This is a genomic window from Thioclava nitratireducens (genome assembly GCF_001940525.2).
GTDB lineage: Bacteria > Pseudomonadota > Alphaproteobacteria > Rhodobacterales > Rhodobacteraceae > Thioclava > Thioclava nitratireducens.
This window is the reverse complement of the sequence record NZ_CP019437.1, coordinates 984,732-1,003,170: the sequence shown is the minus strand read 5'-3', so window position 1 is coordinate 1,003,170 and position 18,439 is coordinate 984,732. Positions and strand designations below refer to the sequence as shown.

The window sequence follows — 18,439 nt, the reverse complement described above, 5'->3', positions numbered from 1 at the left end:
CCTGATTTGGCCAGACACCCACCTACCAGGCCGAACTGGTCGCCCGCGACAGATACCGCCCGGCCCGGCCCTGCTCTAGAACCTCTCCGTCGGCGGCGATTGTCTGGCCGCGAAGGATCGTGCGGACGGGCCAACCCTCGATCTCCATGCCCTCAAAGGGCGTGTAATCGGCGCCGTGGTTCAGGCTCGCTTGGGTGATCACCGCTTTGCGTTCGGGATCCCAGAGCGTGATATCGGCATCGGCACCGATCACCAGCGCACCTTTTTGCGGGTAGAGGCCGTAGAGCTTGGCAGGGTTGGTCGAGGTGAGCGCCACAAAACGCTCGATACTGATCCGACCCTTGCGCACCCCTTCCGAGAACAGGATGGGCAGCCGCGTCTCCACGCCGGGGATGCCGTTCGGCACCCATTTGAACGAGGTGCGTGCGCGGGGATTATCCTTGCCGGTTTCGTTGGCGCCTTCGAAATAGAACGGGCAGTGATCAGACGAAAAGACGTCGAAGGTGCCGTCGCGCAGCCCCTCCCAGATCGCGTCTTGGCTGTCTGTGTCGCGTGGCGGCGGCGAGCAGACATATTTCGCGCCCTCGAAATCCATGTTCAGCCCTTTGAGATCGTCTCGTGTCAGGACGATGTATTGCGGGCAGGTTTCGGCGAAGACCTTCATGCCACGCTTCTTCGCCCATTGGATCTGCTCCATCGGGTCGCGCCCCGAGACATGCACGATCATCACCGGCACGTCGATCAACTGCGCGTGGCTGATCGCGCGATGGGTCGCCTCTCGCTCGGCGATCTGGTGATGCGCCACAGCGTGGTAATAGGGTGCTGTCTTGCCCTCTTCCTCGAGCCTGCGTGTCATGTGCTTGATCGCGTCGTGGCCTTCGGCATGGACCATCACCAGCGCGCGCTCGCGACGGGCAACGTCAAAGACATCGAGAAGCTCCGCGTCGTTCAGCACCAGATCGTCATAGGTCATGAAGACCTTGAACGAGCTGTAACCGTCGCGCACGAGGGCCGGGAGTTCCTGTCCCAGAACCTGCGGCGTCGGGTCGGATACGATCAGATGGAAAGAGACATCCGTATAGCACGCGCCTTCGGCCTTCTCGTGATAGGCCGTCAGACATTCCCGCAGAGAGCTGCCTTTGACCTGCAGCGCGAAAGGCAAAACCGTGGTATTGCCGCCTGCCGCCGCCGACCGGGTGCCGGTCAGGAAGTCATCGGCCATCACCGTGCCGTCCGAGGTGGGCTGCGCGAGATGGACATGGGCGTCGATCCCGCCCGGCAGCACCATCAGACCAGTGGCGTCGATCTCTTCGCGCGCATCCGCGATCTCTGCCGCGATTTCAACGATCTTGCCGTCGCGAATGCCCAGATCGGCGCGGAACTGATCCGAGGCGGTCACCAGCGTGCCGCCCCGGATCGCGAGATCGCACCCCGCCCTCACGACGCCATCCGCATCTGGGAGGTGATACTCGCAAGCGCCTCGGTCAGCGCGTCGACCTGCGCCACCGAATTGTAATGAACCATCGAGACGCGAAGGCAGCCGCTCTGCCCGGTTTCCTTCAGATCCTCGACCAGACGGCGCGAATGGAAGTCGCCAAAGCGGATAGCGATGCCAAACTTGTCCATCTCGCGAGCCACCGTCTCCGAGTTGAGATCGTCGAACTTGAAGGCGATCGTGGGAACCCGCCCCTTCTCCATCCCGCGCCCGATGATGCGGCAGTCGTTTCGCGCCTCAAGCCAGGAAATCAGCCGTCCGGTCAAGACATCCTCCTGCCGGGCTATGCCTGCATAGGCGGCCTCGAGGCGTGCGCGATCGCTTCCCTCGCCACCCAGATGCGTGCCAAGCGCGATCAGGTAATCGACGACGCCCACAGTGCTAAACGCCAGCTCGTAATTCGGATTGCCGGGCTCAAGCTTTCCCGGGATTTTGTCTTTGCCGTAGAAATAGTGATACTGGCCATCGAGCTCGCCCAGCAGATCATATTTGCCATACATGATCGCCATATGCGGCCCGTAGCACTTGTAGATGCTGAAGATGTAGTAATCGACATCCCAGTCCTGCACGTCGATCGCGCGATGCGGCGCATAAGCGACCCCGTCGACGCAGATGCGTGCGCCGCGCTCATGCACGAAATTCGCAAACTCCTTCACCGGGTTGATCGAGCCGAGGATGTTCGAGACATGATGGATGCAGACCAGCTTCGTGCGCGGGGTCATCAACGGCTCGAGATCCTCGAGACGCATTGACATCGAGGCCTGATCTAGCGGCCAGTTCTTGATGACGATGCCGAATTCGCGCAGCGCATCCCACGGCCCGATATTGGACTCGTGATCCGCGTGGCTGACGATAATCTCGTCGCCGGGCTGCAACTGGCCGCGCATGGCCGAGGCGAGCGTGCGCACGAGTTGCGTGGTCGAGGGGCCAAAAACAATCTCTTCGGGGCGCGCGGCATTGACGAGGGTCTTCGCGGCTTCGCGCCCCGTCATCAGCCCTTCGGCAGCCGCTTTCGACACGGCGTAGCTACCACCGGTCTGCACGTTGCGATGGATCAGGAACTCGCTGATCTTGTCGACCGCGCCCTGAACGATCTGGCTGCCGCCCGCGTTGTCGAAAAACACCCAATCGGCGGCGAGCCCCGGAAAATGTCCCCGAATGAAGTCGAGATCGATCGCGTCCTGCGCTGTGTTCATCTTGATATCCTACTCTTTGATCAATGGCTCAGCACAGCGCTGAGAAAATTCTGCGTGCGGGCTTCACGCGGCGCACCAAGCACTTGCTCGGGCGTGCCGGTCTCGATGACCTCACCCCCATCCATGAAGATCACCCGATCGGCGACCTGACGGGCGAAGCCCATCTCGTGCGTGACAACGATCATCGTGACACCGGTGCCGGCGAGCGACTTCATCACATCGAGCACCTCGCCCACCATCTCGGGATCGAGCGCGGAGGTCGGCTCGTCGAACAGCAACACCTGCGGCTCCATCGCGAGCGCCCGGGCAATCGCCACCCGCTGTTGCTGCCCGCCCGAAAGCTGGCCCGGATACTTGTCGGCCTGCTCTACGATGCCGACCCGGCGCAGAAGTGTCTCGGCCTGCGTCGCGGCATCGGCCCGGGAGGTGCGACGCACGCGGCGTGGGGCCAGCATGACGTTCTCGCGGACGGTGAGATGCGGGAAGAGATTGAAGCTCTGGAACACCATGCCGACTTCGGCGCGCACCTTCGCCAAGGCCCGCCCCGGAAGGACCGGGATGCCGTCGACGCGGATTTCGCTCGCGCGGTCGAAATCCTCCAGGCGGTTGATGCAGCGGATCAGCGTTGACTTGCCCGACCCCGAGGGACCGATCACGCAAACTACTTCGCCTTTTTCGATCTCCAGATTGATCCCGCGCAGCGCTTCGTAGCTGCCGTAATATTTGCGCAGATCTCGGATGCTCACATAGCCAGTCATACGCGCCTCCCGGAATTGAAACGGTTCTCCAGACGTGACACCAGCAGCACCGCCGGCCAGAGGAAAACGATGTAGATCAGCGCGGCTCCGATCAGCGGCGAGGGGTTCGCCGCGAGCGCCTGCGCCTGTGTCGCCTGTTTCAGAAGGTCCGGCATCGCGACCACGGAGGCGAGCGCTGTGTCCTTCATCACGTTGATCGAGTTGTTGGTCAGCGGCGGGATCACGATCCGGATCGCCTGCGGCAGGATCACGTCGACCATCGTCTGGCGGTGGCTCAGCCCCAGCGCCTCGGAGGCCTCGAACTGGCCGTTCGGGATCGCCTCGATACCGGCACGAAAAATCTCCGCCGTATAGGCGCCGGAGACAAGCGTCAGCGCGGTCATCGCCGAAGCAAAGGACGACAGGCGCACGCCGAGGAAGGGCAACGCGTAATAGACAACGATCAGCAACACCAGAAGGGGGATCGAGCGGAACACGTCGATATAGATCTTCGTCAGCAGACGCACCGGCGCCACGCCGTAGAGTCGAAGCATGGAGAGGATCAGGCCGAGGACCAGACCCGCCACGATGCTCGCCACGCCCAGCTGAAGCGTCAGCCAGAGGCCGCTCAGAAGCATAGGCACGCTTCGCTGCAAGACCTCGAAGTTCAGGAATGTGTCAAAAAACGTCATGAGACTCTTTCGGTGAGAAGCGCGCCCCCGCTGAACGGAGACGCGCCCGAGGTCGTTACTTCAGCGAGGGCATGTCCATGACCGTGACGGTGGAGGTGTCCGCCTCAGGGGCGACGCCGAACCACTTCTCATGCAGCTTGGCGATCGTGCCATCCTTCTTGAGCTCGGTGATGATGTCGTTCACTTCGCTGGCCAGCGGCGCGTCCTTGGCGAACATCATCGAGTATTTCTCGCCCGTCGCGATCCGCTGGACGACCTTCAGCTGCGGCTTGTCCTTCACGTAGTAGAGAAGCGCCGGAATATCGGAGATGTAGCCGTCGATCCGCCCCGCCGTGAGGTCGAGCATCGCAGGCGCCAGACCCTCATAGCGCTTGATCTCGGAGAAGCCGTATTCTGCGTTATGCTCGGTCGCCCACATGTCGCCGGTAGAGCCAGTGTCGACACCGACGATCTTGCCCTTCATCTCGTCGAGCGATTGCGGCCCGCTCGCGAGCGCGGTCAGCGACTGGTCGCTATCGTAATAGGGCTGCGCGAAGGAGACCGATTTCAGGCGCTCGTCGGTGATGGTGATCGACGAGATCGCCGCATCGATCCGGCCCGACTGCACGGCCGAGAAGAGACCGTTGAAGGGGATGTTCACGATTTCGACGTCGCGCCCGAGTTTTGCGGCGACCGCATCGACCAGATCGACCTCGAAGCCGACGTTCTTGCCCGTCTCGTCCTGAAACTCCCACGGCACGTTCCCGATATTGGCGCCGACGGTGAGCGTCTCCGCCCAGGCGCTCGTCCCGAGGGCAGTCACTGCAACGAAGGCCATCGCGGCGATCTTTCCAAATTTTCCAGACATGTTCGTTTTCCCTGTTGATCGTCGTTTTATTTTGCTTAACTGGCATGACCGGTCAGACCGGTCTGACCTTTTGAAACATGCTTTCCCCGATCTGACAAGGAACTTCTTTGATGTTGGCGGGCGCGGGGGGCTATAGATTTAATAACTGCCAGCTTAAGAGGCGCCGCATGGATTTCACGAACGACAAAAGCCCCGTCACCCAGACGGTCGCGCGCCAGCTGCAAGAAATGATCCGCACCGGAGCGCTGAAAAAAGACGAGCGCTTGCCCTCGCAGCGCGTGCTGTCAGAACAGCTGGGCGTGTCGCGCGCATCCCTTCGCGAAGCCCTGCTGACGCTGGAAACGATCGGTCTTGTGCGCACCTACCCCGCTCGCGGCACTTTCGTGACCGGCGCTCAGACAGGCAAGCCCGCCGCGATGGATCAGTGGCGTTTCGAGGAGCAGTATTCCATCCTCGACGTCTTCCAGTCTCGCCTTCTGATCGAAGCGGAACTCTGCCGCCTCGCCGCCCCCCACGTGACGCCCGAGATTGCGGACGAACTGCGGCGTGCGACGGAGGAATTCGAGCAGGCATGGCGCAAGGAAGATCTCGTGACCCATGTCGAAGCCGATCTCACCTTCCACAATATCATCGCGCAAACCTGCCCCAACGCCATGCTGCGCCGCCTTCACCAATCCGTGCGCGACCTTCTCACCGAGACCCAGCGCGTGCCAATCCCGAATACCGAAGTCGGCCGCATGAACGCCTCGATCAAAGAACACAGGGCGATCCTGGAAGCCCTCACGCGGCAGAATGCGAACGATGCCGCGGATGCGATGCGAGAGCATATCCGCAATACTGCGCTGTGTGCCGGCGTAGAGATTTGAGGGAACGAGGCTCCTCTGCCTGCGCTTGAGTTTTCAAATCCCCCCGTTTGCGGAATGCTGATGCACGTCGGGGTTTCAGCGCACCCAACACCTTCTGCAAGGCATTGAAGAACATAGAATCCAGATGTGTCTGGATGTCGCGAAACGACCCCCGATTTGGCTGGATACCTATCTCTGGATACAGTTCTCCGGTCGGCTCATGCAGTAATGCTGTTAAGAGGTTTCAGTCGGATATCCTACGGATGATCTGCTTGAGCCAACGTTGCGCCAGTTGCACTCTTTCCGCGTTACACCGCCTAGGCCGGGGAACGTGTTGGCGCAAGTCACCCACCGCGGGGCCAGCGCCTTGCCAATCTCGCAGAAGTTCTCGGCTCAACACCTGCTGGAACGTAAGCGCAGGGGCGCAGCTTGCCTCCCTAGACTGTGGGTCCGACGTCGGCGAACTTCATGACGACTTGGCCTCGTCCACTCCAGCGCGGCCAGGTCATTCGCACCATCGGCTTGGTCAGGTCACATTCGCCGAGGTAGGTCGCGGCACGGCGCGCAGCGATTTCTCCAGGGCACTCATTGCTGAAGGGTAAGGTTGTGCAACCTCCGCCCAGGGACCATATCCCTCCGGCCAATAAGACGGGGGGACTGCATGACTTTGCGCGACCGGATCGCGATGACGCTCGACACGTCGACTTTTAGGAACACGATCACGGGCGTGATCCTGTTCAACGCGTTGCTTCTTGGACTGGAGACTTCAGAACGCGCGATGGCCCTCGCTGGCGATCTGATCCGGCTCCTCGATATGCTATGCCTGTCGGTCTTCGTGATCGAGATCGGGCTGAAGCTGTTTGTGCAGCGACTGGGCTTCTTCCGCTCTGGCTGGAACCTCTTTGATTTCACCATCGTCGGCGTGTCGCTTCTGCCCGGCGCACAGGTCTTCAGTGTGCTGCGGGCGCTGCGCGTGTTGCGTCTGCTGCGCATCATTTCGGTCGCGCCGCGCCTGCGCAGGGTGGTCGAGGGGCTGATCAATGCGCTGCCGGGCATGGGCAGCGTATTCCTGCTGATGGGCATCATCTTCTACATCGCGAGCGTCATGGCGACGAAACTCTTCGGCACGAGCTTTCCGGACTGGTTCGGCTCGCTCGGACAATCGGCCTATTCGCTGTTCCAGATCATGACGCTCGAGAGCTGGTCGATGGGCATTGTGCGCCCGGTGATGGAAACCCACCCTCTGGCTTGGGCATTCTTCGTGCCCTTCATCATGGTCACGACCTTCGCGGTGGTGAACCTTCTGGTGGGCCTGATCGTGAACTCGATGCAGGATGCCCATTCCGAAGAGGAGACCACGCGCACCGACGCTTATCGCGACGAGGTGCTGCTGCGGCTCGAGGCGATCGAACAGCGGATCGGCGATCTGCGCGAGGCGGCTCCGCCCCGCGAGTGAGCCCGTTTCTGAGCGCGCGCGTATAGACAAAGGCTAGCCCGATCTCAGGAGACTCCGCGCGATGCGCCTGCGCCCCACCCCGACTTTCGCACTTGGTTTGTCTGCGCCTGATCCGGTGCGCGCCCGATGACCGACCGTTCGCGCCGAGTTCCCAAGACGCGCCTCACGCGGTTCGCCGCCTTCGGTCAGATGGCGGGCGGGATCGCGGCGGGAGCGTTGGGCGAAGGGGCGCGCAAACTGGCCAAGGGCGAGCGGCCGCAGTTTTCCGACCTTATTCTGACACCCGCAAACGCGCGCCGCGTCACCGATCAACTGGCGCGGCTGCGCGGGGCCGCGATGAAACTCGGGCAGATGATTTCGCTCGATGCAGGCGATGTTCTACCGCCCGAGTTGACCGAAATCCTTGCGCGGCTGCGCGAGGCGGCGAATGTGATGCCGCCCAAACAGCTGGATCGGGTTCTGGCGGCACAATGGGGGCCGGACTGGCGCAGAAAATTCGCGCGTTTCGAGACGCGCCCGATTGCGGCAGCCTCGATAGGCCAGGTGCATCGGGCAGTGCTCCATTCGGGGCGCGAGCTGGCGGTGAAGGTGCAATATCCCGGCGTCGCGACGAGCATCGACGCCGATATCGACAATGTCGCGGCGCTGCTGCGCTATTCGGGGCTCCTGCCGGCCGGGCTCGATATCCGGCCGCTTCTGGCCGAGGCGAAGCGGCAGCTTCATGAGGAGGCCGATTACCTCCGCGAGGCGGAGCAGATGCGCCGCTACCGCACCCTGATGGAGGAAGACCCGCGCTTCGTGATCCCCGAACCGATCGAAGAGCTACTCCGCCCGACGATCCTGCCAATGGATTTCGTCGCAGGCGCCCCGATCGAAACCCTGGCCGAGGCCGATCAGGCGACGCGCGACGAGGTGACCTCGGCGCTGCTCGCATTGGTCCTGCGTGAGCTGTTTGAATTCGGCTACATGCAGACCGATCCGAATTTCGGCAATTTCCGCTGGCAGAAAGAGCAGGGCCGGATCGTGCTGCTGGATTTCGGTGCCGCCCGGTCGATCCCGCCCGAGACGACAGCCGCCTACCGGCGCTTGCTGCGCGCGGGGCTCGACGAAGACCCGGCAAAGCTGCGCATGGCCCTTCTGGAGATTGGTTTCGTGTCTGAGGCACAGCTGACCCGGCACGGTGGCACCTTCGACGAGATGATCGAAATTTTACTCGCGCATGTCGCGCGAAGCCGGCCCGAGGGGGCGCTCTTCGACTTCTCCGACCGCAGTTTCGTCGAGGCGTTGCGCGAACGCGCGGCCCCGATCATGGCGGATCGGGCGAACTGGCATCTGCCACCCGCGCAAACCCTGTTCGTGCAACGCAAGATCAGCGGCACCGCGCTTCTTAGTGTGCGGATGCGCGCCCAAATGCCCTTGATCGAAATGGTCCGCCCCTATGCCGGGGGTAGCCTGCGCGGTTCCATGAGCGCTTCAGACATAAACACGGCAACACGCCCGCCTAGATCTTGACTGGGTGACGTCCATCGGACTCGAACCCATCTCCCAAGGCACGCACACAATAAGCCGCCCCCCTTTCATGCGAGCAGGCAGACTTTCCGGTCTGTAGGTACTCGACCAACGACATCGGGGTGGCTTCAGGGGTTCTCGGAACGCGACGCTGCATGTTGTTGCTCGAGCGCCCCATGCAGTCTGCAAAGCATTGAGAAATAGGGAATCGAAGGGCGTCTGGATGTCGCGAAACGAGCACCCCGATTTGGCTAGACGCCTCAAGCCAGATATTTGCCTGCGTGCTGGAGGCTCTCATTGCCCTGAGCCTATACCCGCCTAGGCGGGCGGGGGTTCAAACCAATGCCAACTTCTTCATTTGGCGCATGCCGCCGTGACGATGATTTCCACTTTCAGCTCCGAGCGTGCCAGCTTGGCTTCACCGCACGCGCGTGCGGGGGCCGCCCCCTCCGGCACCCATTCGTCCCAAACTGCATTCATCGCATCGAAATCGGCCATGTCGGCCAGCCAGATGATCACTTGCAGCATCCGGTCACGCGACGAGCCGGCGCGAGAAAGAAGGGCATCAACTCTGGAAAGACAATCTCGGGTTTGTTCTGCCACGTCGGCGCCGGCACCCACCTGCCCGCACAAATAAGCAACGCCATTGTGGCGCACGATTTTGCTCATGCGCGCCCCCGTCTCAATGCGGTCAATCATCCTGTTTTCTCCGGTTCATTGGGGTGTGTCATCTGCGCGATTTCTCCGAGGGTCACTGGCTTGATAGGCGGTCGCAGTCGATAATACCCGGTCGCTTCCACAGAAGCGCCATTCACCTCTGCGAGAAGCTTGCTCACGGTGAGACCGCAATAACGCCCTTGGCACGGGCCCATACCCGCTCGATTGAAAGCTTTGGACTGGTTGGGGCCGGCGCATCCGAGCGAGGCCGCTCGACGGATGGCACCAGCTGTGACTTCTTCGCAGCGACATATGATGGTGTCGTCCGCAATCGCTTCGGAATAGGGTGGAAAAGCAGCATCGAGGAAAGGGCGCACCGCGCGCTCTGCCAAGAGTGCCCTACGGATCGGCGCCGCGCGTCGATCCCGATCGACGACTTCGATCGCGCCAAGATCTCGTGCAATTTCGAGCGCCGTGAGCCTGCCCGCGTGTTCAGCGGCAATCGCGCCCCCGATCCCCGCCCCGTCGCCGGCAATGAAAATGTTTCGCGCGCTCGAGCGCCCCCAGTCGTCGAGGCGCGGTTGGAAACAAGCCTGCGCCTCGCACCAGTCATGATCGAGCCGCAAAGCCCGGCTCGCCTGGACGTTTGGAACGACGCCATGATGCAGGAAGACTGTATCGCAGGAAATCTCTCGTGTTCGTCCTTTTTCCTCGAACCGAACCTTATTCACCTGCCCTTCGCCTTCGATCGAGATGGCGCGCACGCCGCGGTAGCGGGGAACGCCGGCGCGGCGCAACTCTGCCAAAAGCCTCATTCCCTTGCCGAGGACACGCCAGCCCATGAGTGCGCGCGGCGCATATCGAAGTGCAGAATACGGCTGTCCCTGCGTTTCAAGGAGAGCCAGCGGCGGAGATCCAGCGCGCACCATCTGCGCAGCCACTAGGTAGAGTAGCGGGCCCGATCCCGCGAGCACAGCACGACGTGAAACGAGGCCGGACTGCTTGAGCAGGATCTGAGCCGCGCCCGCAGCCATTACGCCGGGCAAAGTCCAGCCAGGCACGGGCATCGGACGCTCAAGGGCGCCGGTGGCGATCAGCAACCGCTCGAAGCGTAGAGAGCCTGCCGCCCCGTTGCGGGTAAAGCTCAGCACGCCCTCTGGGGTCATGTCCCAAACCGTCGTGCGGGACATATACGTGACGTTTTCGGCTTGCGTGGCACCTGTCAGGCTGAGTCCGTGCGTGTAGTCCTTGCCTAGGATTGCTCCGCGCACGGATGCGGCACGATCGACCTCTCTATAAATCTGGCCGCCGGGCCGCGGCTGTTCGTCGAGAAGCACGACACTCAACCCTGCGGCACTTGCCTCTGCTGCGGCAGCGAGCCCGGCTGGCCCAGCGCCGATAACGGCTAGATCGTATGTCTCCATCAATCGTCCTCCTTCCGCCCGGCAGGGCTGGCAACGAGCCCATCGCACACCTCGATCATGCACGCCTGACGGATCACGCCATCGATTTCGACGAGACAATCGAAACAGGCGCCCATCATGCAGAACGGGCCGCGTGCGGCGCCGGAGACCGGGGTATTTCGGAGACTGAGACGACCCACGGAAAGCAGCCCAGCCGCAAGCGACACGCCCTCTGGCAGGTCGTAATCCTGCCCATCGAAGGTCACCCGGACCCGCGGGCAGTTGCCTTCGGTAATCGGCTCAAACAGCGAAGCGTTTTTCACTGAACTTCTCCAAGTCTGGGGCATCCGCATCCTCTTCGAGCCAAGCAGGCAGGAAGCGCGCATGTGCTGCTGCGAGTGTGATGCCGGAATGGCATGTGATCATCGCTGCTCCGGGCATCGTTTCGGATTTCTGATAGATCGGAAGCCCATCGGGGGTCATCACACGCAGCGCCCCCCAACTGCGCACAAGCTGCGCTCGGGAAAGCGCGGGCATGACGGTCACCGCCCGCTGCGCGATTGTCGACATCGTCTCGACGGTCACATGATCATCGAAGCCCACTTCTTCCTTGCTATCTCCGATCTGAATGCCGCCCTCGTTCACTTGTCGGATGATACCCGAGGGTCTGTTCATCAGTTTCGGAAGCTTCTCAGTGATCAGAACCTGTCCGCGTTGCGGCCGGATCGGAGCGCGAAAACCCAACGCGGGTCCAAGCGTTTGCGCCCCCAAGCCGGCGCTCAGGACAACCTTGCCGGCATCAATGCGACGACCCGAAGCGAGCGTGAGCCGAAATCCTTCTTCGACCCGTGAAACTCGGTCCCCGATGATGACCGTCGCACCAGCCCTTCGCACGGCATCTGCGAGACCGCGCAACAGCAGCAGCGGGTTCACATGACCATCTTGATGGTGAAGGATTGCGCCGGCTACTTTCGGGCCGATCGCAGGTTCTTCGCGCTTGAGTGCATTGTGGCCGAGGACTTCGAATGGATAGTCGCCACCGAGCTCGGCCTTGAGCGCCTCATATTGCGCGACCTTCGCGGCCAGGCTCTCTTCGCTCAGATGGAAGTCATAGCCACCGTCTTGCTGCAAGCTGAGATCGTGACCGGTCTCCGCCGCAAGCTCCTTGGCGAAATCGCCCCATGCGGCAGCGGACCGCTGCGACCAACGGGCGTAGTGCGGCGCGCCGATACCTTTGGACTGGACCCAAACAAGTCCGAAATTCCCTCGGCTCGCCCTGTAAGCGTCGTCTTCACCGTCTATGACAATGACCTTCAGACCGCGTCGCGTCAGGCCATAAGCCACCGACAGGCCGACGACGCCGCCGCCTATGATTGCGTAATCCGCATCCATCGTCTTGCTCTTTTCGGAACGGTTTCAGTATTTCGCGAGCCGGCGCCTCGGCGCGCCGGCTCGCGCCGCCATCAGTTGGTGCCTTGTGCGGACTCCGCCTGTTTCAGTATCCCATTGCCCCAATCCTTACCGATATCGTTCAGGATCACCGGCCAGACCTCGGCGCGCACCTTCTTGGCCATCGCGGCGAGCTGGTCATCGGAGAGTTTGACAATCGAGGCACCCGCATCCGCGAGCTTCTGTTCGTTTTTGCCCTGATCCTCTTGGGCCACGCCCCAGCGGGTCGCTTCGAATTGCTTCGCTGCATCTTTGAGAGCTGACTGATCCTCGGGCGAAAGCGCGTTCAGCGTCTCATTCGAAATAATCATATACCAGACCTCGAAATGGGTATTGGCCGGGATGTAAGTCTTCGTCACGTCACGAAACGATGCGTAGTAGCCCTCGGCCCCCGAACCAATCACGCCGTCAACGACCCCGGTCTGAACGGCAGTGAAAGCGTCCGAGAACGGGATCGGCGCAGGGATGTAGCCAAGGGCTTCACCAAGAAGCTGAAAACTCTTGATGCCGGGAACGCGAACCTTGATGCCCTTCTTGACGTCCGGTTGGCCAGGCGACACCGCCTCTCGGTTGAGTGCGATCCCACCGAAATAGACCGGGTAAGCCGCGAGCATTGTGATGTCTTGCTTCTGGTAAAGCTCCGCCATGGTGTCGCGAATGATCCCACCGGGCCCGTAAATCGCTTTGGCCTGCGCCCAGTTTTGGGCCAAATAGGGGAACGAACTGATCTGCATCCGCCGATCGGCATCGGTCGCGGCAGGTTGAACAGCCATATCGACTGCGCCGACCGAGACCCGCTGCTGCACAGTGGTGTAGTTCCCCAGTTCAGAAGACGGGAAGAGCTTGATGGTTACGTCGCCGTTGGTGCCCGTTTTCACATCATCCGCAAAGGCGGCAAGCTCTTTGTTGATCGTAGCGTCAGCCGGGCGCACGTCGCTCAGCTTGAGCTCCTTCGCCATAGCGGGTCCCGCAACGGCCACGATGGCGGCAGTGGCGGCGCTTAGAAAATAATGTTTCATCGTTAGTCTCCCTGTTGTGTTTGGTTGGTTCAGTAGCCGAAGACACTCGGCAGCCAGGTCGAAAGCCCTGGCCAGAAAGAGGTGAGGAACACCACCGGCACATAGCCCGTGACGATCAGGATCATCGCCGGCGGAATAACCTTGGTGACCTTCACCTTGCCAATGCGCGCACCGAGATAGAGGATCGAGGCATAAGGCGGTGTGACCCCGCCCATCGCGGTGTTGACCCCCATGATTGCGGCGAATTGCACCGGGCTGACGCCAATCGCTTGCATGAGCGGAAGCAGAAGCGGCGCGATCAAGATGATCGCCGTGACGTCATTGACGACCATCCCAACGAAAAACAGCAAGATGTTGATGAGGATCAGGAGGATTGTCTTGTCTTGGGTAATCTCGAAGATCGCTTGCACCAGCTGTTGCGGCACACTCTCCAGCACGAACATCTGGCTGAGGATCATCGAGAAGAGGATCATCATCATGATTGCGCCGACGGCCGTGGCTGCTTCCTTCCCGGCCTCGAGGAAATTCGACCAGCGCAGACCCTTGTAGATGAGGAAACCGACGGGGATCGCATAGATTACGGAAACGGCCGCAGCCTCGGTCGGGGTCATCACCCCGCCATAGATTCCTCCGAGGATGATTACCGGCATCAGGAGCGCCGGAAAGGCGTGAATACCGCGCCGCGCGACCTCTCCGGAGAGCTCGGAGAAGCTCGGCTTGTCATCGAGGATGAGAGGAAATTTCCGCGACATGAAGATGTTCACGACCGAGAAGTTGAACATGATGAACAACCCCGGCAAAAGCGTCGAAAGGAAGCAGGCCAAGATGGACGTGTCCGTTACCCAGCCATAGACGATCATGGTCACGGAGGGCGGAATGAGCAGCCCGAGGATCGAAGAATTCGCGATCAAGGCGGTGGCATATTCACGCGGATAGCCACGCTTCTCCATCTCTGGGATCAAGAGGGGACCGATCGCAGCGATACCCGTCAACCCCGACCCAGAGATCGCGCCGATCACCGCGCAGGAAACGGCGGCCACGACACCCAAGCCGCCCCTTACATGACCGATGAAGGCATTGACGAAGCGCAGGAGCGAAGCGGCAATTCCACTCTCGGACATGATCGTTCCGGCAAGAACAAACAGCGGGATCGCCAACAGAACCGGGTTGCTCAATTGTTGCATGCCCCAGAGCACATTGCCCTTCATGATCACGTCGCCGACGAAATACATCACCATCAAGGCACCGCCGAAGCAGTAGGGCAGAGGAACGCCAAGTGTCAGAAGGATCACGAGCGCGGCGACGGCGAGGAGTGCGACTTCAACCATGGTGGAACTCCCCATTCCGGATATCCCGGATATGTGTGATCAGGTGCAAAGCGGTGAAAACCATCATCAGAGCCAGCCCGAGCACCAGCGCCACATCCGCATAGAAGGTCGGGATGTAGAGCGTTGGGCTCGTGCGCCAGACGCGCCAGGAGTAGGCCGTGAAATCCCAAGCCCAGATCAACAGCCATAGCCCTACGACGAGACTCGCAATCTCCCCGATCACCGCAAGAACAGCATGCTGGCGCGGCGTTTTGAGGAAGATCTCAAGCACATTGGCGCGAATATGGGTATTTTCGCGCGAAGCGTTTACGGCGCCCAGGATGTAGAGCCAAATCGTGGGGTAGAGCATCGTCTCGTCGAGACCCATGACGGGCACCTGCAAGATGTAGCGCGTGATCACCTGCACGAATTGCCCCAAGGCGACAGAACATATCAGCGCAGTCAGGACATATTTCGCGATTTTTTCCATTGAGCCTCCCTGGAGCCTTTCGGCTTCTCTGTTGCGAGCTAATTGACGGAAACCCTCCTATAGATGCAAATTGAAAAAATCGCTGATTTCATAAAGTCACCTTATGGGGCAGGAATGAACCTCACCGTCCGGCAACTACAGACCTTTCGAGAAGTGATGCGGTCGGGTTCGATTTCCGAAGCCGCGCGCAATCTCGGACGAACGCAACCCGCGGTCAGCTCCATGATTGCGGGACTTGAAGACGAACTGGGGTTCTCACTTTTCGACCGCGGCCCGGGACGCTTTCTACCGACCCCCGAAGCCTTGTTCTTCGCCGAAGAAGCCGAAGCCATACTTCTGCGGATCGACCGCACACGTGCGAACCTGCGGAGCCTTTCAGCTCATAACCATGGGCGTCTCAAGATCGCCAGCCATCCGGCGGCGTCCGGGATATTCGTGCCGCGCATTCTCGGTGAATTCTTGCGGGGAAAACCCGATGTCGAGGCGACGGTAATGATGCGCTCGTCAGCAGTGATCGAAGATCTCGTCGCCTCGCAACAGTTCGATGTGGGCTTCGCCGAAACACCGGAACCGCGAAATTCCATCAGGCAAGAAGACTTCGAACTGGAGCACCTCTGCGCAGTCCCGGAGAACGACCCACTTGCAGAAGCGGACGAAATCACGCCAAAAGATCTGCATGGCTTACCCATGGCCGCCCTATTCGATGAACATCCGAGCTTTGTTCAGACCAGTGCCGCCTTTGCCTCGCAGAATTGCGCGTTGAAGAGACGCTTCGAACTCCAGACCTTCCTTCCAGGCCTAACGCTTGTCGCATCCGGGCTTTGCTACATGATCTGCGACATGATCACCGCAGATAGCTACCTGCATGCGCCCCCTACGGGCCCCAAAGTTGTCTTCCGAAGGTTTCGCCCCCGCATTGCAAGCGGCATCTCGATACTCACGCCAGCGCACCGCCCGGTCTCGCTGCTGACAACAGAATTCTGTCGTCAGTTGCTGGAGGAAGTCCGGCGCTTGGAAAACCGGATGGCCGAGAGCTTGTGACAAAGGGACGACGGAAATTCCGAGACTTTCGGCGGGCGTCACGTCCAGTTGAGATGAGGACGTCGAACCCGCCGCGCACAGGCATCGCTTGAAAACCGCGTCCGCTTGCAACAAGACTTGGGCTCGAGCAGAGACGAGGCCGATGTGACGCAAGAGATGTCCCCCGAGGCGCAACCCGGGTCGGGAGATGACCCGATCGACATGCGGATCATGGCGATCTTTCCCGAGCTGACCCCCAGCGAGAAACGCCTTGCCGAGGTTGTGCTCGAAGCGCAATCGACCCTGTCGAGCTACACGGCGGCGGAACTCGCCGAAAGCGCGGGGATCTCCTCGGCCACGGCGGCGCGCTTTTTCAAGCGGCTGGGTTATCGCAATTACAACGAGGCGCGGCTGCATTCGCGGCGCAATGGTAGCTGGGGCTCGCCGCTGAGCGAGTTGAGCGACGGCACCGCGCCGGGACAGCTCGCCGATCACTTTGCACAGGACATGCAGAACCTGACCCGCAGCACCGAGATCCTGTCGGAGGAGGCGGTGCGCGACGCGGTTGAGCACCTCGCCTCGGCGCGCCGGATCTGGGTTCTCGGCTATAGGAACTCGCGGGCGCTTGCGATCTACGCCCGCGCCCTGCTGCTCAATCTGAAATCGGACGTGCAGCTTCTGCCCTATGAGGGCGCGTCGCTCGCCGAGGATGTCGCGGGGTTCGCGCCGGGCGATGTGCTGCTTGCGATCGGGCTGCGGCGCAGGCCGCGCGCACTCGGCGAAGTGATGACGGTCGCGCGCGAGGCGGGCATCCCGACGATCCTGATCGGCGACCCTACCGTGGCGCAGACCGCACGCCACGCGACGATCACTTTACGCTGTCACAATCGCGGTCAGGGCATCTTCGACAGCACGGTCGTCGCGATGAGCCTGATCAACTTCCTCTGTTCGAGCCTGGTGGACTCGCTTGGCCCCGAAGCCCGGAAGCGACTCGCCCGGATTGAGGACCTTCATGCGCGTTTCGACGACCTCGGACCGCCCCCGGAGAGCCTCGAGGCGCTCACCAAGGCTGCAAAACAGGACAAATAGCGCCTAAAAACTGCGCATGGCCCGAATGAAAGCGTATTTTCATTTTTAGAGTTTTGTGAAATAATTCTTTCCTGCGAAGGTGACCTCGCCATCTCATGCAGCGAAAGGATATGCCATGGATCGCCGACTATTCCTGAAATCTGCGCTTGCGGGCACCGCTCTCGGGGCGTTCGGCCCGGCGGGACGAGCGCTGGCCGCGACCGATCTTCTGTGGATGACCTGGGAGAACCTCGCTAAGGACGACTATCTCGCGCCCTTCCTCGACAGCCATGACGTCGACCTGACCAAAACCTTCATCGGCACCGATGACGAGCAATTCGCGAAACTGCGCGCGGGCGGGGCCTCCTCGGTCGATCTGATCACGCCCGGCCTCGACAAGGTGTCCTACTACACCGCCTCTGATCTTCTGCAGCCGATCGACTTCGACAAGGTGCCGAACGCGAAGCTCCTCTACGACACGTTCAAGAAGACCAATCTGGGCAAGACGGACGGCCAGACCTACGGCATCCCCTTCTATTGGGGCATCAACCCGATCGTCTATCGCGCCGACCTGATGGATGGAGAGCCCGATTGGTCCGTCTTCTTCGAAGGCGACAAATACAACGGCAAGCTCGCGATGCGCGATTACGCGCTCGAAGGGATCATGATCGCCGCGATGTATCTGGGCATCCCGCGCGACGAGATGTTCACGATGGACGACAAGCAGCTCGCCGAAGTGAAGAAAGTGCTGATGATCCAGAAGAGCAAGCTGCGCACCTACTGGAACTCGATCGGCGACCTGACCAATCTCTTCGCGACCGGCGAAGTGGTCTGCGCCTTCTCCTGGGTGCCGCCCTATTACGACCTGAAGGAAAAGGGTCTCGAAATGGGGATGGCCAAGCCCAAGCAAGGCGTAATCGGCTGGTGCGATACGATCGCCGTTCCGAAAGGCGTCGAGGGCGCGCGCCGTGATGCGGTGTTTGAACTGGTGAACTACCTGCTCGGCCCGACTTACGGCAAGAAGCTCGCCTATGGCGGTCCCTATGCGCAATCGACCTCCGCCGCGCGCGACGAGATCGACGAAGCCCAGCAGGAAAAGATCTTCATCAAGGATCTGTCGGTCATGGACAACTTCGTCTGGAAGCAAAATCCGCCGCGCTACAACGACTGGGTCGCACTCTGGAACGAAGTGAAGGCCAGCTAAGAATGACCGAGGCAGGTTCCGGGCCGACGGGTGGGCAGGGGCAGA

The 18,439-nt window shown here is 61.0% G+C and carries 18 protein-coding genes; 6 read left to right on the top strand and 12 right to left on the bottom strand.

Annotated elements, in window-relative coordinates; all coding sequences use genetic code 11:
• Nucleotides 1-22: 22 nt before the first annotated feature.
• The 5 genes from hydA to BMG03_RS04985 are packed head-to-tail and all read right to left on the bottom strand — an operon-like array spanning nt 23 to nt 4,967.
• A complete protein-coding gene (gene hydA / locus BMG03_RS05005; RefSeq protein ID WP_075777114.1) occupies nt 23-1,441 on the bottom strand; it encodes a dihydropyrimidinase in 1,419 nt (472 codons plus the stop codon).
• On the bottom strand, nt 1,438-2,691 hold the full coding sequence (locus tag BMG03_RS05000; RefSeq protein ID WP_075777113.1) for an aminotransferase class V-fold PLP-dependent enzyme: 1,254 nt from the start codon (nt 2,689-2,691) through the stop codon (nt 1,438-1,440). The genes hydA and BMG03_RS05000 overlap by 4 nt, the downstream gene beginning before the upstream one ends.
• Before the next feature lie 20 nt (nt 2,692-2,711).
• On the bottom strand, nt 2,712-3,449 hold the full coding sequence (locus tag BMG03_RS04995) for an amino acid ABC transporter ATP-binding protein (RefSeq protein WP_075777112.1): 738 nt from the start codon (nt 3,447-3,449) through the stop codon (nt 2,712-2,714).
• The gene (locus tag BMG03_RS04990) at nt 3,446-4,120 is read right to left on the bottom strand and encodes an amino acid ABC transporter permease (RefSeq protein ID WP_075777111.1); all 675 of its coding nucleotides are present in this window, start codon (nt 4,118-4,120) and stop codon (nt 3,446-3,448) included. The genes BMG03_RS04995 and BMG03_RS04990 overlap by 4 nt, the downstream gene beginning before the upstream one ends.
• A gap of 55 nt (nt 4,121-4,175) precedes the next feature.
• Nucleotides 4,176-4,967, bottom strand: a complete 792-nt coding sequence (locus BMG03_RS04985; RefSeq protein ID WP_075777110.1) for an ABC transporter substrate-binding protein — start codon at nt 4,965-4,967, stop codon at nt 4,176-4,178.
• 167 nt (nt 4,968-5,134) lie between these two features.
• Here BMG03_RS04985 and BMG03_RS04980 point away from each other — a divergent pair, with 167 nt between their 5' ends.
• The 3 genes from BMG03_RS04980 (at nt 5,135) to BMG03_RS04970 (ending at nt 8,780) form a co-directional block, all read left to right on the top strand.
• Nucleotides 5,135-5,833 (top strand): FadR/GntR family transcriptional regulator, encoded by a 699-nt coding sequence (locus BMG03_RS04980; protein ID WP_075777109.1) that lies wholly within the window; start codon nt 5,135-5,137, stop codon nt 5,831-5,833.
• A 640-nt stretch (nt 5,834-6,473) separates the two neighbouring features.
• Entirely contained in the window at nt 6,474-7,268 is a 795-nt protein-coding gene (locus tag BMG03_RS04975; protein WP_099049353.1) for an ion transporter, read from the top strand.
• A 126-nt stretch (nt 7,269-7,394) separates the two neighbouring features.
• Nucleotides 7,395-8,780, top strand: a complete 1,386-nt coding sequence (locus tag BMG03_RS04970; protein WP_075777108.1) for an ABC1 kinase family protein — start codon at nt 7,395-7,397, stop codon at nt 8,778-8,780.
• 351 nt (nt 8,781-9,131) lie between these two features.
• On the opposite strand, the gene BMG03_RS04965 is transcribed toward BMG03_RS04970, so the two are convergent.
• The 7 genes from BMG03_RS04965 to BMG03_RS04935 all read right to left on the bottom strand — a co-directional run bounded on the left by BMG03_RS04965 (nt 9,132) and on the right by BMG03_RS04935 (nt 15,102).
• Entirely contained in the window at nt 9,132-9,476 is a 345-nt protein-coding gene (locus tag BMG03_RS04965) for a RidA family protein (RefSeq protein WP_075777107.1), read from the bottom strand.
• A complete protein-coding gene (locus BMG03_RS04960) occupies nt 9,473-10,858 on the bottom strand; it encodes an FAD/NAD(P)-dependent oxidoreductase (protein WP_075777106.1) in 1,386 nt (461 codons plus the stop codon). The genes BMG03_RS04965 and BMG03_RS04960 overlap by 4 nt, the downstream gene beginning before the upstream one ends.
• Nucleotides 10,858-11,160 (bottom strand): (2Fe-2S)-binding protein, encoded by a 303-nt coding sequence (locus tag BMG03_RS04955; RefSeq protein ID WP_075777105.1) that lies wholly within the window; start codon nt 11,158-11,160, stop codon nt 10,858-10,860. The genes BMG03_RS04960 and BMG03_RS04955 overlap by 1 nt, the downstream gene beginning before the upstream one ends.
• On the bottom strand, nt 11,138-12,229 hold the full coding sequence (locus tag BMG03_RS04950; RefSeq protein ID WP_075777104.1) for an NAD(P)/FAD-dependent oxidoreductase: 1,092 nt from the start codon (nt 12,227-12,229) through the stop codon (nt 11,138-11,140). The genes BMG03_RS04955 and BMG03_RS04950 overlap by 23 nt, the downstream gene beginning before the upstream one ends.
• Before the next feature lie 71 nt (nt 12,230-12,300).
• Nucleotides 12,301-13,305, bottom strand: a complete 1,005-nt coding sequence (dctP, locus tag BMG03_RS04945) for a TRAP transporter substrate-binding protein DctP (RefSeq protein WP_075777103.1) — start codon at nt 13,303-13,305, stop codon at nt 12,301-12,303.
• Nucleotides 13,306-13,334: 29 nt separating this feature from the next.
• Nucleotides 13,335-14,633, bottom strand: a complete 1,299-nt coding sequence (locus BMG03_RS04940; protein ID WP_075777102.1) for a TRAP transporter large permease — start codon at nt 14,631-14,633, stop codon at nt 13,335-13,337.
• Nucleotides 14,626-15,102, bottom strand: a complete 477-nt coding sequence (locus BMG03_RS04935; RefSeq protein WP_075777101.1) for a TRAP transporter small permease — start codon at nt 15,100-15,102, stop codon at nt 14,626-14,628. Before BMG03_RS04935 ends, BMG03_RS04940 begins: the two co-directional genes overlap by 8 nt.
• 114 nt (nt 15,103-15,216) lie before the next feature.
• On the opposite strand from BMG03_RS04935, the gene BMG03_RS04930 reads away from it, so the two are divergent.
• The 3 genes from BMG03_RS04930 to BMG03_RS04920 all read left to right on the top strand — a co-directional run bounded on the left by BMG03_RS04930 (nt 15,217) and on the right by BMG03_RS04920 (nt 18,394).
• Nucleotides 15,217-16,143 carry a LysR family transcriptional regulator gene (locus BMG03_RS04930; RefSeq protein WP_075777157.1) on the top strand — a complete coding sequence of 309 codons (927 nt, stop codon included), beginning with the start codon at nt 15,217-15,219 and terminating at the stop codon, nt 16,141-16,143.
• Nucleotides 16,144-16,287: 144 nt separating this feature from the next.
• The gene (locus BMG03_RS04925; RefSeq protein WP_088725771.1) at nt 16,288-17,211 is read left to right on the top strand and encodes a MurR/RpiR family transcriptional regulator; all 924 of its coding nucleotides are present in this window, start codon (nt 16,288-16,290) and stop codon (nt 17,209-17,211) included.
• A gap of 115 nt (nt 17,212-17,326) precedes the next feature.
• On the top strand, nt 17,327-18,394 hold the full coding sequence (locus BMG03_RS04920; RefSeq protein ID WP_075777100.1) for an extracellular solute-binding protein: 1,068 nt from the start codon (nt 17,327-17,329) through the stop codon (nt 18,392-18,394).
• Nucleotides 18,395-18,439: the final 45 nt, after the last annotated feature.

Coding starts and splice junctions, on each gene's coding strand:
- BMG03_RS04975 (WP_099049353.1), top strand. CDS start 6,474: ATGACTTTGCGCGACCGGATCGCGATGACGCTCGACACGTCGACTTTT.
- dctP (WP_075777103.1), bottom strand. CDS start 13,305: ATGAAACATTATTTTCTAAGCGCCGCCACTGCCGCCATCGTGGCCGTT.
- BMG03_RS04930 (WP_075777157.1), top strand. CDS start 15,217: ATGAACCTCACCGTCCGGCAACTACAGACCTTTCGAGAAGTGATGCGG.
- BMG03_RS04990 (WP_075777111.1), bottom strand. CDS start 4,120: ATGACGTTTTTTGACACATTCCTGAACTTCGAGGTCTTGCAGCGAAGC.
- BMG03_RS04935 (WP_075777101.1), bottom strand. CDS start 15,102: ATGGAAAAAATCGCGAAATATGTCCTGACTGCGCTGATATGTTCTGTC.
- BMG03_RS04920 (WP_075777100.1), top strand. CDS start 17,327: ATGGATCGCCGACTATTCCTGAAATCTGCGCTTGCGGGCACCGCTCTC.
- BMG03_RS04965 (WP_075777107.1), bottom strand. CDS start 9,476: ATGATTGACCGCATTGAGACGGGGGCGCGCATGAGCAAAATCGTGCGC.
- BMG03_RS04995 (WP_075777112.1), bottom strand. CDS start 3,449: ATGACTGGCTATGTGAGCATCCGAGATCTGCGCAAATATTACGGCAGC.
- BMG03_RS04950 (WP_075777104.1), bottom strand. CDS start 12,229: ATGGATGCGGATTACGCAATCATAGGCGGCGGCGTCGTCGGCCTGTCG.
- BMG03_RS04970 (WP_075777108.1), top strand. CDS start 7,395: ATGACCGACCGTTCGCGCCGAGTTCCCAAGACGCGCCTCACGCGGTTC.
- BMG03_RS04960 (WP_075777106.1), bottom strand. CDS start 10,858: ATGGAGACATACGATCTAGCCGTTATCGGCGCTGGGCCAGCCGGGCTC.
- BMG03_RS04980 (WP_075777109.1), top strand. CDS start 5,135: ATGGATTTCACGAACGACAAAAGCCCCGTCACCCAGACGGTCGCGCGC.
- BMG03_RS05000 (WP_075777113.1), bottom strand. CDS start 2,691: ATGAACACAGCGCAGGACGCGATCGATCTCGACTTCATTCGGGGACAT.
- BMG03_RS04940 (WP_075777102.1), bottom strand. CDS start 14,633: ATGGTTGAAGTCGCACTCCTCGCCGTCGCCGCGCTCGTGATCCTTCTG.
- BMG03_RS04985 (WP_075777110.1), bottom strand. CDS start 4,967: ATGTCTGGAAAATTTGGAAAGATCGCCGCGATGGCCTTCGTTGCAGTG.